The sequence below is a fragment of the Pseudomonas kulmbachensis genome, from assembly GCF_963681935.1.
GTDB lineage: Bacteria > Pseudomonadota > Gammaproteobacteria > Pseudomonadales > Pseudomonadaceae > Aquipseudomonas > Aquipseudomonas kulmbachensis.
Genome location: NZ_OY817088.1, coordinates 3,619,398 through 3,631,713, shown reverse-complemented (window position 1 = coordinate 3,631,713; position 12,316 = coordinate 3,619,398). Strand labels below are relative to the sequence as shown.

At 58.5% G+C, this 12,316-nt stretch carries 14 protein-coding genes; 8 read left to right on the top strand and 6 right to left on the bottom strand.

Annotated features, from left to right (window positions below):
- The 3 genes from U5A05_RS16865 to U5A05_RS16855 form a co-directional block, all read right to left on the bottom strand.
- Positions 1-471 (bottom strand): RNA methyltransferase, encoded by a 471-nt coding sequence (locus tag U5A05_RS16865; RefSeq protein ID WP_261739060.1) that lies wholly within the window; start codon positions 469-471, stop codon positions 1-3.
- Between the two features lie 78 nt (positions 472-549).
- The gene (locus U5A05_RS16860; RefSeq protein WP_003441620.1) at positions 550-924 is read right to left on the bottom strand and encodes a YajD family HNH nuclease; all 375 of its coding nucleotides are present in this window, start codon (positions 922-924) and stop codon (positions 550-552) included.
- A gap of 52 nt (positions 925-976) precedes the next feature.
- A complete protein-coding gene (locus tag U5A05_RS16855; RefSeq protein WP_048382941.1) occupies positions 977-1,663 on the bottom strand; it encodes a spermidine synthase in 687 nt (228 codons plus the stop codon).
- Positions 1,664-1,745: 82 nt separating this feature from the next.
- Here U5A05_RS16855 and U5A05_RS16850 point away from each other — a divergent pair, with 82 nt between their 5' ends.
- Positions 1,746-2,039 carry a hypothetical protein gene (locus tag U5A05_RS16850; protein ID WP_261739059.1) on the top strand — a complete coding sequence of 98 codons (294 nt, stop codon included), beginning with the start codon at positions 1,746-1,748 and terminating at the stop codon, positions 2,037-2,039.
- Positions 2,040-2,250: 211 nt separating this feature from the next.
- On the opposite strand, the gene U5A05_RS16845 is transcribed toward U5A05_RS16850, so the two are convergent.
- Positions 2,251-4,296: a S9 family peptidase gene (locus U5A05_RS16845; RefSeq protein ID WP_321834009.1), complete on the bottom strand. Its 2,046-nt coding sequence runs from the start codon at positions 4,294-4,296 to the stop codon at positions 2,251-2,253.
- A 100-nt stretch (positions 4,297-4,396) separates the two neighbouring features.
- Between U5A05_RS16845 and U5A05_RS16840 the strand changes: the two genes are divergently transcribed.
- From U5A05_RS16840 to U5A05_RS16815, 6 genes are all read left to right on the top strand, one after another.
- The gene (locus U5A05_RS16840) at positions 4,397-4,891 is read left to right on the top strand and encodes an MFS transporter (RefSeq protein ID WP_321834008.1); all 495 of its coding nucleotides are present in this window, start codon (positions 4,397-4,399) and stop codon (positions 4,889-4,891) included.
- 36 nt (positions 4,892-4,927) lie between these two features.
- Complete coding sequence (locus U5A05_RS16835; RefSeq protein ID WP_261739056.1) at positions 4,928-5,704, top strand: class II glutamine amidotransferase; 777 nt, start codon at positions 4,928-4,930, stop codon at positions 5,702-5,704.
- A 12-nt stretch (positions 5,705-5,716) separates the two neighbouring features.
- Positions 5,717-6,250, top strand: a complete 534-nt coding sequence (locus U5A05_RS16830) for a DUF2937 family protein (RefSeq protein WP_321834007.1) — start codon at positions 5,717-5,719, stop codon at positions 6,248-6,250.
- A 236-nt stretch (positions 6,251-6,486) separates the two neighbouring features.
- Positions 6,487-7,239 (top strand): 5-oxoprolinase subunit PxpA, encoded by a 753-nt coding sequence (locus tag U5A05_RS16825; RefSeq protein ID WP_321834005.1) that lies wholly within the window; start codon positions 6,487-6,489, stop codon positions 7,237-7,239.
- Positions 7,236-7,940, top strand: coding sequence for a 5-oxoprolinase subunit B family protein (locus U5A05_RS16820; RefSeq protein WP_321834002.1), 705 nt, complete (start codon positions 7,236-7,238; stop codon positions 7,938-7,940). The genes U5A05_RS16825 and U5A05_RS16820 overlap by 4 nt, the downstream gene beginning before the upstream one ends.
- Positions 7,937-8,854, top strand: a complete 918-nt coding sequence (locus U5A05_RS16815; protein ID WP_321834000.1) for a 5-oxoprolinase subunit C family protein — start codon at positions 7,937-7,939, stop codon at positions 8,852-8,854. The genes U5A05_RS16820 and U5A05_RS16815 overlap by 4 nt, the downstream gene beginning before the upstream one ends.
- A gap of 171 nt (positions 8,855-9,025) precedes the next feature.
- Here the strand turns inward: U5A05_RS16815 and U5A05_RS16810 are convergent, their stop codons facing one another.
- Both U5A05_RS16810 and U5A05_RS16805 read right to left on the bottom strand, forming a co-directional pair.
- Positions 9,026-10,204 carry a vWA domain-containing protein gene (locus U5A05_RS16810; RefSeq protein WP_321833999.1) on the bottom strand — a complete coding sequence of 393 codons (1,179 nt, stop codon included), beginning with the start codon at positions 10,202-10,204 and terminating at the stop codon, positions 9,026-9,028.
- A 21-nt stretch (positions 10,205-10,225) separates the two neighbouring features.
- Positions 10,226-11,071: an AAA family ATPase gene (locus U5A05_RS16805; protein WP_261739050.1), complete on the bottom strand. Its 846-nt coding sequence runs from the start codon at positions 11,069-11,071 to the stop codon at positions 10,226-10,228.
- Positions 11,072-11,277: 206 nt separating this feature from the next.
- Between U5A05_RS16805 and cysK the strand changes: the two genes are divergently transcribed.
- Complete coding sequence (cysK, locus tag U5A05_RS16800; RefSeq protein ID WP_321833997.1) at positions 11,278-12,252, top strand: cysteine synthase A; 975 nt, start codon at positions 11,278-11,280, stop codon at positions 12,250-12,252.
- The last annotated feature ends 64 nt before the right edge of the window (positions 12,253-12,316 follow it).

Genomic DNA, 12,316 nt, shown 5'->3' with positions numbered 1-12,316 from the left:
TTAGCCGAACTTGGGCCCGGAGCGGGTGTTTTTGCCCTTGGCCAAACGGTCGTAAAGCACCACATTGACCGTTGCGGCCAGGTTCATGCAGCCCGTGGTAGGGATGTAAATCACGTCTTCGCACCAGTCGAGCACGTCCTTGCCGAGCGAGCCGTCTTCCGGGCCGAAAATATAAATCGCCCGGTCAGGGTGGGTGTACTCAGGCAAGGAGCGCGCGCCCTCGACCATCTCAACCGCGACCGGGATACAGCCCAGTGGAATGATTTTTTTCAGATCGTCGATACCGATCAGAGGAATATCCTGATGGATTTTCTTGGTGTCGGTGACGAAGTCGCGAGCGCGCTCATAGCGTTTACCGGTGTAAAACACCGACGCCACGTTATAGCAACCAGCCGCACGCATCACCGAGCCGACGTTTTCCGGTGATTTGGGGTTATACAAACCAATGCAGCTGTACCGTTTGTTTGCCACGTGCCCGAGCCTTTGCGAAAAAAGACGCGAGTATACGGCATTGGCACAGCATAGGCCTGCGGTGGGAGTGGCGGTGTGCTACTCGTCTTTCTTCATCAGCCCGGCCAACGCCGCGAACGGGTTGTGGGTGGCCTTGGCAATTTTCGGGCTGCTGGTGGAGCTTTCCGAAAAGTACTGCTGATCGGTGTAACGAGAGTGCTCGTTGTCGTGGCAGTACAAGCACAGCAGTTCCCAGTTGGAACCGTCTTGCGGGTTGTTATCGTGGTTGTGGTCGCGGTGGTGCACCGTCAGCTCGCTCAGGCGCTTGCCAGCAAACTCACGGGCGCAGCGGCCGCACACGTGGGGGTACATTTTCAGGGCTTTGTCGCGGTAGCCCATTTCGCGGTCACGCTGGGCATCGGCCAGGATGCGATCCAGCTTGGCGGTGTGGGAGGGTGGGTTCGCCGAACTCATGGGTTCACCTTGTAAGACTAATGACGGTTATGTCGCTAAGTTTAGCTGTTGATCAGCCTTTGATTTTTTCTGCAATCCAGATCGTGTGCCGGGTGCCCTTGTTGCCGTGGGCAAACACCTGCACTTCTTCAGCCTTGAAACCGGCTTTGCGCAGTTTGTCCGAAAACTGTTTGTCAGCGCTGGCAGACCAGACCGCCAGCACGCCTTTTGGGCGCAGGGCCTTGGCGCAGGCGCTCAAACCGCCCGCTGAGTACAACCAGCTATTGGCTTTTTGGGTCAGGCCTTCAGGGCCGTTGTCGACGTCGAGCATGATCGCATCAAAACCACTGGGTTCGGCTTGCAGGACCTTGGCGACGTCTTCCATGCGGATCACGGTGCGTGGGTCTTGTAGCGGGTTACCCGATTTTTCGCCCAGCGGGCCGCGATTCCATTCAACGACGCCGGGTACCAGTTCGGCGACTACCACTTCGGCAGTCTTGCCCAAATGCTTGAGCGCCGAGGCCAGGGTGAAGCCCATGCCCAGACCGCCAATCAGGACCCGCGACTGCGGACGCCCGGCGACCTTGCGGCAGGGGATTTCGGCCAGTGCGTCTTCGGAGCCATGCATGCGGGTGTTCATCAACTGGCCGCCGTCACCGCCCTGAATCTTGATCACGAAGTCTTCGCCATACTCGAACAGGCACAAGGCACCGCCGTTTTCGGGGATTGGAGTGGTGTCGAGCAAAACAAAACGTTTCATGGAAATCTCATTGAAGGGGGCAAAAACCGCAGGTTACGAGTAGCCTGAGGGCAGACAAACCGGTCTGGCAACGGAGTGATTGATGAAACGCACTATTCTAACGGCCATTGTATGGAGCGCGCTCTTGATAAGTGCAGCCCAGGCAACGGAATTAACCACTGTTCCGAGCGCACCCGTGACTGCGGCACCGGGTTCGCCAGGCACTGCCACGCCAACCCCGTACCCGCAAATCACCCCGCGCGCTGTGCCAAAACCGGTAGCCGGGAGTGGCAGCCTGATCCCGCTGCCACCGATTGATCTGCCGCAACCGCCCAAGGATCAAGCGCTACCGGGGCTTGAACCGAAAGACTCGAAAGGTAAAACCTCTCAGGACTGACTGTACGCGAGCGTGTGTAGCCGCTGACGAACAGCGCGAAGGCGAGCAAAACCCCTGTAGCAGTTGACGAGTAGAGCGAGGCTACGTTCGGCTGCGAAGCAGTCGTAAAACCACTCAGCCTTGGTGTTTCAGAGACATCGCGGATACCGGGTTTACGACGATTGCATCGTCGGACGCAGCCTCGCGGAGCTCGTCAGCTGCTACGTGACCGTTAAATACCCAGCACCTTGAACACAAACGCATATTCCAGCGCCACATCGCGCAAGCCCTGATAACGCCCGCTCATGCCGCCATGGCCTGCTTCCAGCTCGGTCTTGAGCAGCAGCAGGTTGTCGTCGGTTTTGCTGGCGCGCAGTTTGGCCACCCATTTGGCAGCTTCCCAATACTGCACGCGACTGTCGTTGTAGCCAGCAATTACCAGCATCGCCGGATACGCTTGCGCTGTGACGTTTTCATATGGTGCGTAGGCCTTGATCCGCTCATACACCTCTGGCTCTTGCGGGTTGCCCCATTCGTCGTATTCGGTGACGGTCAACGGCAGGTCCGGGTCGAGCATGGTGTTGAGTACATCCACGAACGGCACTTCGGCAATCGCCGCCTTGAACAGCTCAGGACGTTGATTGAGCACCGCACCAATCAGCAGCCCGCCAGCACTGCCGCCACTGATGACCAATTGTTCGCTACGGGTCAGGCCCTGTTCGATCAGGTGTTCGGCACAGGCGATAAAATCGCTGAACGTGTTGTGTTTGTGTTCCTGTTTTCCCGCGCGATACCAGGCTTCGCCCAGTTCACCGCCACCACGCACATGGGCGATGGCAAAGGCTACGCCTCGATCGAGCAGGCTCAAGCGCGAATGGGAAAACCACGGGTCGAGACTTTCACCGTAGGCGCCGTAGCCATACAGGTAGAGCGGCACAGGCTGGCCCAGGACGTCGCGTTTGACCACCAGGCTGATCGGCACCTGAGTGCCGTCCGGTGCGGTAGCCCACAAGCGCTGGCTGACGTAGTCATCGGCATTGAATGGCCCCAGTACCGGGGTTTCCTTGAGCACGTTTTGCGCGCCGGTGCTGAGCGTCAGTTGTCGAACTTGTGCCGGGCGATTCAGTGCTTCGTAACGCAGGCGAATATGCTTGCTGTCAAATTCCAGGCTGTCTTGCACATACAGGCTGTAGGCCGCGTCCGGCAATTGCACGCGATACGACGGCAGATCGTTGGGGCGCACTTCAATGATCGGCAGGCCGCCTTCACGCAGGCTCAAGCACAAGGCTTGGGAGTTCAGGGTCATGCCTTCCAGCATCACGCTGTCGCTGTGGGCGATCAGTTGCTGCCAGTCATTGCGCGTCGGCACCTCGCCGAGGGCGTAATAGAGGGCAAAATTAATGCCGTCCTGATTGGTGCGGATAAACCAGGCCCATTGGCCTTCGTACAGGCCGTGATCGACGCTGTAATCGTGCCCTTCAACCCGTGGTGCCAAGCAGCTAAAGGCTTGCTGCGGCTGATCGGCGTCCAGCACCCAGCTTTCGCTGGTGGTTTTGCTGTTGAGCAGCAAAATCAGCTGGTGCTCGGAACTCGAACGATAGCAATGCAGGAAGAAACGTCCGTCCGGCTCATGAAACACCTCGTGGGCGTGCGTCTCGCCCAAGGTATGACGCAACAACTTGTGCGGGCGATGGGTGTCGTCAAGCTCGGCGAAAAACAGCGTCTGGCTGTCATTGGCCCACGTCATGCTGCCATCGCAGTCTTCAAATGGCAGTTCGGTAACAGCGCCACTGCTCAGTTCTTTGACAAACAGGCGATAAACCTCTTCACCGCTGGTGTCCAGGCTGTAGGCCAGCCGCTGGTGATCAGGGCTGATGCTGAATGCGCCCAGGGAAATAAACCCGCCATCGGCCAGGGCGTTGGGGTCCAGCAGCAAGTGTTCGGCGTTTTCGTCGACCTGCTGACTGTCATCGGCCGGGCGCGGGCAGCGGTAATGGCGAGCGTACTCATCGCCGGCATTGGTGCGGGTGTAGTACAGATACGGCCCCCAAGGGGAGGGCAGTGACAGGTCGGTTTCGCGAATTCGGCCCTTGATCTCTTGAAACAGCGTCTCACGCAAGGTGGCCTGATCGGCCAGTTGTGCCTCCTGATAGCTGTTTTCGGCTTTCAAGTAGTCTAAAACTTCATCGCTATCGCGATTTTGCAACCACGAGTAGGGGTCTGAGCCCTCAACCTTATGTGCGATAGGAGCGCTATTGGCGTGGGCTGATTCGGTCATTAAGTGTTCTCTGAAACCTGCATGAAAAGAAGTGGCGCTGACGGCGTTGCAGCCGCACTGCCTAAAAGCCGTTATCATAGCGTCTCATTGCCTGCCGACCATGGATACCATGACCGAGAACGACTATCTGATCGCCTGGGGCCTTTACGCCTTTGCAGCTTTTGGCTGCCTGCTCGTATGGTGCCGCCTGACCCGCTTCATGTGGCGCTGGCTGCGCGAACCATTGCGCGTGTTAATGGCCGTGCTGCTGTTCAGTCCGACCATTATTGACCCGGTCAAAGAGCAATTCGCGCCAGCGGTGGCTATTACCGCGCTGGATCTGGCGTTTAAAGTCGGCAACAACGCTTGGCGTGCCGTCTCTGACCTGCTGATGTACGCCATTATTGCGCTGTGTCTATACGCTGTGTTTGTGTTGATCCGCTGGCCAATCGAGCGCGCCAGCAAGGCGCGAAAGGCGCAAGCCGACGCGGCAGCACAAGCCCATCAACACGATCCTGAAGACGACCAGCCATTTGGCTCGGCCGGCAATGATCGTTATGCGCCACAAGGCGCATCGCGTGCACCGGCCCCGTCCCGGGTCGAGCCGCGGTTGTAATCCTATTTCGTCGAGCCTGAATGCGAGAGTGCGAGCGTGTGTGAATTATTGGGCATGAGCGCCAACGTCCCGACCGATATTGTGTTCAGCTTTACCGGGCTTATGCAGCGCGGCGGGCGTACCGGCCCGCATCGTGATGGCTGGGGCATTGCCTTCTACGAAGGCCGTGGCCTGCGCCTGTTCCAGGACCCGGCTGCCAGTTGCGACTCCGAAGTCGCTTTGCTGGTACAGCGTTACCCGATCAAAAGTGAAGTGGTGATTGGCCATATCCGCCAGGCCAACGTGGGCAAGGTGTGCCTGTCCAATACTCACCCGTTTGTCCGTGAGCTGTGGGGGCGTAACTGGTGTTTCGCGCATAACGGTCAGTTGGCCGACTTTTCCCCGAGCACGAGCTTTTACCGTCCCATAGGCGATACCGACAGCGAAGCGGCGTTCTGTGATCTGCTCAACCGGGTGCGCGAAGCCTTCCCCGAGCCGGTCGACGTTGAGAGCATTCTGCCGGTGCTGGTAGCGGCCTGCGCCGAGTTTCGCAGCAAAGGCGTGTTCAACTGCCTGCTCAGCGACGGTGACTGGTTGTTTTGCTATTGCTCGACCAAGCTGGCGCAAATTACCCGTCGCGCCCCGTTTGGTCCGGCACGCTTGAAAGATGTCGACGTGATCGTCGATTTTCAGGCCGAAACCACGCCTAACGATGTGGTCACCGTGATCGCCACCGAGCCTTTGACCGAAAACGAAACCTGGACCCGCTACGAGCCGGGCCAATGGAGCCTGTGGCGACGCGGTGAATGCGTCAGCCAGGGCACAACCGAATAAGGATAGGCGTGTATGTTCTTGAGCTACCTGCGGTTGGTGTTGTTTACCCTTGGGCTGCTCCTCGGTGTGCAAGTGCCTGGGTTTATCAATGATTACGCCAATCGCGTTGAAGCTCATCTGATCGAGGCCCAGACCGGGTTGACGGGCTTCCAGAACACCGCCAACCAGTTTTTCAAAGGTGACCTGCAAGCGCTGGTGGCACATTACCAGGCCAGCGACGACCCGGTCTTCCGCAGCGATGCCACCAGCCTCGGCACCTTGCTCAACCGTCAGCGCCTGCTCGACGAGCAGTTCCAGGCCATGCAAGGCCCGTGGTACATGCGCGCCCTGCAAGTAGCGTATGCGGCCGACCCGGCCATCCGCCAGGAAACCCTCAACGCCTACACCTATCAGGTCTTGCTGTCGCCAAGCGCCATAGGCTGGGCTATGGCAGGGGCCTTGTTGTTCTCCTTTATTATCGAGGGGTTCTTCAGGCTGGTGGACTGGGTGGTACTCGGTGGCAAACGCCAACGCGAACGTCTGGCCCGACGCGAGCGCAGCTACTGATCGTGGGAGCGAGCCTGCTCGCGAAGATCTCAATAGCGCACGATAACCTTGTAAACGCGCGCTACTGTTAACGACCTTCGCGAGCTGGCTGGCTCCCACAAAAATTTGTGCGTGTGGTTAGAAGCAATCAAATTATTTTTATGCCCAAGTCCGGCTTTTATTAGTTGGACGAACGGCGTGCGGCTGTCGAAAAATGCTCCACACCTAAACTATAAAAAGACCACAGGAGCATCATCGTGAGCCGCCTGTTATTGAACTGCGACATTGGTGAGAGTTTTGGCAGCTGGACCATGGGCCTGGATGCCGAAGTCATGCCGTTTATCGATTGCGCCAACATCGCCTGCGGCTTTCACGCCGGCGACCCGAGCATCATGCGCAAAACCGTGGCCCTGGCCTTGGCGCACGACGTGCAAATCGGAGCCCATCCGGCGTATCAGGACCTGGCGGGCTTTGGTCGCCGCTCCATGGCCTATTCAGCACAAGAAGTGCAGGACTTGTTGCACTATCAGATCGGCGCGCTGGATGGCATTTGCCGGGCGCAGGGTGCCCGGGTCAGCTACGTCAAACCTCACGGCGCAATGTACAACGACATGATGGCCAACCCCGCACAGCTGCGGGCAGTGATTCAGGCCATGGCCGCTTATGATTCAAGCTTGCCGCTGATGCTGATGGCTACCCGCGACAACAGCGCCGCCCAGGCGATTGGCGATGAGTTCGGTATCACCCTGTGGTTTGAAGCTTTCGCTGACCGCGCTTACGACAGCGCCGGGCATTTGGTCTTGCGTCAGTTGCCGGGGGCCGTGCACCACGAAGCGGATGTCATCGTGCAACAGGCCCTGACCATCGCTGCGGGCAAGGCTCTGGTTGCCAGTGATGGCAGCGCCTTGCTACTGCATGCCAATACCCTGTGTGTGCATGGCGATAACGCCAGCTCGGTTGCCGCCGTGCAGCGCATTCGCGAGGCTTTGAGCCAGCAGGCTCAGGCATGACGCCGCGTATCGAAGTGGTGGCCATCGACTGCCTGATGCTACGTTTGTTCGATGAAATCGCCGAAGCCAACATGCCGTGGATGCTGGCCGCCTGCGAACGATTGCGGGCCTGCTTCGCCGGGCAGTTGATCGATCTGGTGCCGTCCTACACCACCCTGATGGTGCATTACGACGGACTGGCGCTAAGTCCAGCTCAGGCTCGGGAGTTGATCGCCGAGGCCATGACCGACCTGCGCCCGGAAACCCAAAACCGTGGCCAGTGCCATGTTCTGCCGGTGTGGTACGACTTGAGCGTGGGCCCGGAACTCACCTTGCTGGCCCAGCGCGCAGGTTGCTCTGTGAGTGAGGTCATTCGCCGTCACAGCGAGCATCAGTACCAGGTGTTTGCACTGGGCTTTGCTCCGGGCTTTGCTTTTATGGGCCTGGTCGAAGAGGCGCTGGCCGCCCCACGCCTGAACACCCCGCGCAAGCGCGTCGCCAGCGGCAGCGTCGGGATTGCCGAGCGTCAGACCGCCGCCTACCCGGCGCAGTCCCCGGGCGGCTGGAACCTGGTCGGGCGTACCCCGAGCGCGTTGTTTGACCGTGAACGTGATGGCTACAGCCTGATGCAGCCCGGCGATACGGTGCAATTCGCGCCTGTTTCCCACGCTGAATTCATCCGTTTAGGCGGTGACGATACCCCTCAGGAGGCCCTGGCATGAGCCAATTATTGATTCGAGCCAGTACGCCGTTGTGCCTGTTGCAGGACACCGGACGTTTTGGCGTGCGGCATTTGGGCGTGACCCAGGGCGGTGCCGCGGATTGGCTGTCGATGGCGTGGGCCAATTGGCTGCTGGGTAATTCGCCGGATGCGGCGGTTATCGAAATCACTCTCGGTGGCTTGAGCCTGGTTGCCCAGGCTGATTGCAGCTTGGCATTGGCGGGCGCCGACCTTGCTGCCACAGTTGACAGGCAGGCGCTGAAGCCCTGGCGCAGTTTCGACTTGAAAAAAGGCCAGACCCTCACATTTACCCAGCCGCTGATCGGCGCCCGGGCTTATCTGGCGGCTCCCGCAGGTTTCAATGCGCCTCAAGTCTTGGGAAGTTGCGCCACGGTAGCCCGTGAGCAACTCGGTGGGCCGGATGGCTTCGGTCGCGGGCTGGTCGCAGGCGATGAACTGAGTTTTGCCGGGCATGCACAGCCGCTGCGCGAACTACCCCGTGGGCTGCAACCGGTGTTCAGTGCCAATCCTGCGCTGGATGTGGTGCTGGGTGCGCAAATTGGAGCTTTCAGCGGGCAAAGTACCTTCGATGCTTTCAACAGCTCCTGGACTCTGGACGCCCGGGCCGACCGCATGGGGATTCGCTTGTTGGGGCCAGCGCTGGTCTATCAGGGCGCACCGATGATTTCAGAAGGGATACCGCTGGGGGCGATTCAAGTGCCGCCCGATGGCCAGCCAATCGTGCTGCTCAATGACCGTCAGACCATTGGCGGCTATCCGCGGCTTGGTGCCTTGACGCCATTGGCGCTGGCGCGTCTGGCCCAGTGCTTGCCGGGGGAGGGCGTGTCCATGCGGCCCACCACCCAGGAAGCTGCGCAACGTCAGATGGTGGGATTCATGCAGCGATTCGGCTGAATCACTTTGTAGATACTCTGTTCCAGGTCAAGCCCCAGTGGGAGCGAGCCTGCTCGCGAATGATCTTCGCGAACAGGCTCGCTCCCACGCTTGAAGTATCTCTGTAGCCGCTGCGCTGCCCATCGCAGCCTGCGGCAGCGGCTACAGAGTATCTACAAGGTTCATGAAAAATCACTTCGCCAAAAACCGCATCCCTTCTTCCAGCCCGTCAAGGGTCAGCGGGTACATGCGATCTTCGATCAGGTCACGCACGATCCCGGTGGAAGCCGTGTAGTTCCACGTGTCCTTGGGGTATGGATTGATCCAGATAAGTTTTTTGTACTTCTCCATAAAGCGTTGCATCCACTTGTAGCCTGGCTCTTCGTTCCAGTGCTCGACACTGCCCCCCGCGTGGGTAATCTCATACGGGCCCATCGCCGCGTCGCCGATAAAAATCACTTTGTAGTCGGCACCGTACTTGTTCAGCAGGTCCTGGGTCGAGATGCGCTCAACCTGGCGGCGTTGGTTGTTCTTCCACACCGATTCATAAATGAAGTTGTGAAAGTAGTAGTACTCCAGATGCTTGAACTCGGTTTTGCAGGCCGAAAACAGCTCTTCGCACGTCTTGACGTGGGAGTCCATCGAGCCGCCGATGTCGAACAGCAACAGCAGTTTGATGTTGTTGCGACGCTCGGGGCGCATCTGAATATTCAGCAGGCCGGCATCACGGGCGGTGTGGTCGATGGTGCCGTCGATATCCAGTTCATCCGCCGCGCCCTGGCGGGCGAATTTGCGCAGGCGCCGTAGCGCAACCTTGATATTGCGCGTGCCCAGCTCGACCTGATCGTCGAGGTTCTTGTATTCGCGCTGCTCCCAGACCTTGGCCGCCTTGCCCTGACGCGCCCCGGCATCGCCCACGCGAATCCCTTCGGGGTGATAACCACCCGAGCCGAACGGGCTGGTACCGCCCGTGCCAATCCATTTGTTGCCACCGGCATGGCGTTCCTTTTGCTCCTCAAGGCGTTGCTTGAACGCTTCGATCAGCTTGTCCAGGCCGCCCAAGGACTGGAGTTGCGCACGATCTTCGTCGCTCAGCGAACGCTCGAACTCCTTGCGCAGCCAGTCTTCGGGGATCAAGGCCTCAAGGTGTTCGTTGATGTTTTGCAAGCCATTGAAATAGGCGCCAAACGCCCGGTCGAACTTGTCGAAATGACGTTCATCCTTCACCAGGATCGTGCGCGCCAGGTAATAAAACTCGTCCATGTCGGCGAAGGTCACGCGGTGTTTCAGGGCGTTGATCAGGTCCAGCAGCTCGCGCACGGATACTGGCACCTTGGCCGCACGCATTTCATTGAACAGGTTAAGCAGCATGCTTATCGCCTTCTTGAAAAATCAGCGATTGGGGCGACGGCTCATAAACGCCAGGCGCTCAAGCAATTGCACGTCCTGCTCGTTTTTAACCAGCGCGCCCGCCAGTGGCGGAATGGCCTTGGTCGGATCGCGTTCGCGCAACACGGCTTCGCCAATGTTGTCGGCCATCAGCAGCTTGAGCCAGTCGACCAGCTCGGAGGTCGAAGGTTTTTTCTTTAGCCCTGGCACCTTGCGCACGTCGAAAAACACGTCAAGCGCTTCGCTGACCAGCTCTTTCTTGATGTCGGGGAAGTGCACGTCGACGATTTTCTGCAGTGTGGTGCGATCCGGGAAGTTGATGTAGTGGAAGAAGCAGCGGCGCAGGAAAGCGTCCGGCAGCTCTTTTTCGTTGTTGGAGGTAATGATGATGATTGGGCGGACCTTGGCCTTGATCGTTTCATCCGTCTCGTAAACGTAGAACTCCATCTTGTCGAGTTCTTGCAGCAAATCGTTAGGGAACTCGATGTCAGCCTTGTCGATTTCGTCAATCAGCAGGATGACGCGCTCTTCGGCCTCGAAGGCTTCCCAAAGCTTGCCTTTTTTCAGGTAGTTGCGAACATCGTGCACCTTGTCGACACCCAACTGCGAGTCACGCAGGCGGCTGACCGCGTCGTACTCGTACAGGCCCTGATGAGCCTTGGTGGTGGACTTGATGTGCCAGGTGATCAGCTTGCAGCCAAAGGATTCGGCCAACTGCTCGGCAAGCATGGTCTTGCCTGTACCGGGTTCGCCCTTGACCAGTAGTGGGCGTTCCAGAGTGATCGCCGCGTTGACCGCCAGCTTCAGGTCGTCGGTGGCCACATAGGCGCGAGTGCCTTCAAACTTCATCTGCAATTCCTCAAACCATAACCCGGGGCCTGCAAGGGGCAGGGCGGGACAACTAAAAAGTATGTCCGACTATAACGCGCTGTCCGCATAACGAGAACGCAGACGCGCCATTCAGTCTCTGAATGAGGCGTCACGCCATGACTGGACGCATGTAAGCGTGAGGCCTACCCTTGAGATCTTCCCAAAAGGTGCATAAGGACCCCGCCATGAGCCGCATTTTTGCAGATAACGCCCAATCCATCGGTAACACGCCTTTAGTGCAGATCAACAGCATCGCGCCGCGCGGCGTGACGATCCTGGCCAAGATCGAAGGTCGTAACCCTGGCTATTCGGTGAAATGCCGGATTGGCGCCAATATGATCTGGGATGCCGAGAGCCGCGGTGTACTCAAGCCGGGCATGACCATCATCGAACCTACGTCGGGGAATACGGGGATCGGCCTGGCGTTTGTCGCGGCAGCGCGCGGTTACAAATTAGTGCTGACCATGCCTTCATCGATGAGCATCGAACGCCGCAAGGTGCTTAAGGCTCTGGGTGCCGAACTGATCTTGACCGAGCCGGCCAAGGGTATGAAAGGTGCGATCGACAAGGCTGCTGAAATTCTGGCCAGTGACCCGGTCAATTACTTTATGCCGCAACAGTTTGAAAACCCGGCCAACCCGGCGATTCACGAAAAAACCACCGGCCCGGAAATCTGGAACGACACCGATGGTGGGGTTGACGTGCTGGTGTCTGGTGTAGGTACTGGCGGTACGATTACCGGGATTTCGCGCTATATCAAACACACTCAGGGCAAGCCGATCCTGTCGGTTGCGGTAGAGCCCATCACCTCGCCGGTGATCACTCAGGCGTTGGCTGGTGAAGAAATCAAGCCTGCTCCACACAAGATCCAGGGCATTGGTGCCGGTTTTGTACCGAAAAACCTCGACTTGTCGATTCTCGACAAGGTTGAACTGGTCAGCGACGACGAATCCAAAGCCATGGCCCTGCGACTGATGCATGAAGAAGGCATCTTGTGCGGAATCTCCAGCGGCGCAGCGATGGCCGCTGCCGCCCGTTTGGCAGAAACCCCGGAAATGCAAGGCAAAACCATTGTCGTGATCCTCCCTGATTCGGGTGAGCGTTACCTGTCGAGTTTCCTGTTTAGCGACATGTTCAGTGAGCAGGAACTGCACCAGTAACACTATGTCGCAGGCTGCGATGGGCGTAGCGCCTCGGGTCTTTGGATCTACAATGAAGGTCCTT

Excerpts from the sequence above, each read along its gene's own strand:
- U5A05_RS16860 (WP_003441620.1), bottom strand. The coding sequence starts at position 924 with ATGAGTTCGGCGAACCCACCCTCCCACACCGCCAAGCTGGATCGCATC.
- U5A05_RS16855 (WP_048382941.1), bottom strand. The coding sequence starts at position 1,663 with ATGAAACGTTTTGTTTTGCTCGACACCACTCCAATCCCCGAAAACGGC.
- U5A05_RS16850 (WP_261739059.1), top strand. The coding sequence starts at position 1,746 with ATGAAACGCACTATTCTAACGGCCATTGTATGGAGCGCGCTCTTGATA.
- U5A05_RS16845 (WP_321834009.1), bottom strand. The coding sequence starts at position 4,296 with ATGACCGAATCAGCCCACGCCAATAGCGCTCCTATCGCACATAAGGTT.
- U5A05_RS16840 (WP_321834008.1), top strand. The coding sequence starts at position 4,397 with ATGGATACCATGACCGAGAACGACTATCTGATCGCCTGGGGCCTTTAC.
- U5A05_RS16830 (WP_321834007.1), top strand. The coding sequence starts at position 5,717 with ATGTTCTTGAGCTACCTGCGGTTGGTGTTGTTTACCCTTGGGCTGCTC.
- U5A05_RS16820 (WP_321834002.1), top strand. The coding sequence starts at position 7,236 with ATGACGCCGCGTATCGAAGTGGTGGCCATCGACTGCCTGATGCTACGT.
- U5A05_RS16815 (WP_321834000.1), top strand. The coding sequence starts at position 7,937 with ATGAGCCAATTATTGATTCGAGCCAGTACGCCGTTGTGCCTGTTGCAG.
- U5A05_RS16810 (WP_321833999.1), bottom strand. The coding sequence starts at position 10,204 with ATGCTGCTTAACCTGTTCAATGAAATGCGTGCGGCCAAGGTGCCAGTA.
- U5A05_RS16805 (WP_261739050.1), bottom strand. The coding sequence starts at position 11,071 with ATGAAGTTTGAAGGCACTCGCGCCTATGTGGCCACCGACGACCTGAAG.
- cysK (WP_321833997.1), top strand. The coding sequence starts at position 11,278 with ATGAGCCGCATTTTTGCAGATAACGCCCAATCCATCGGTAACACGCCT.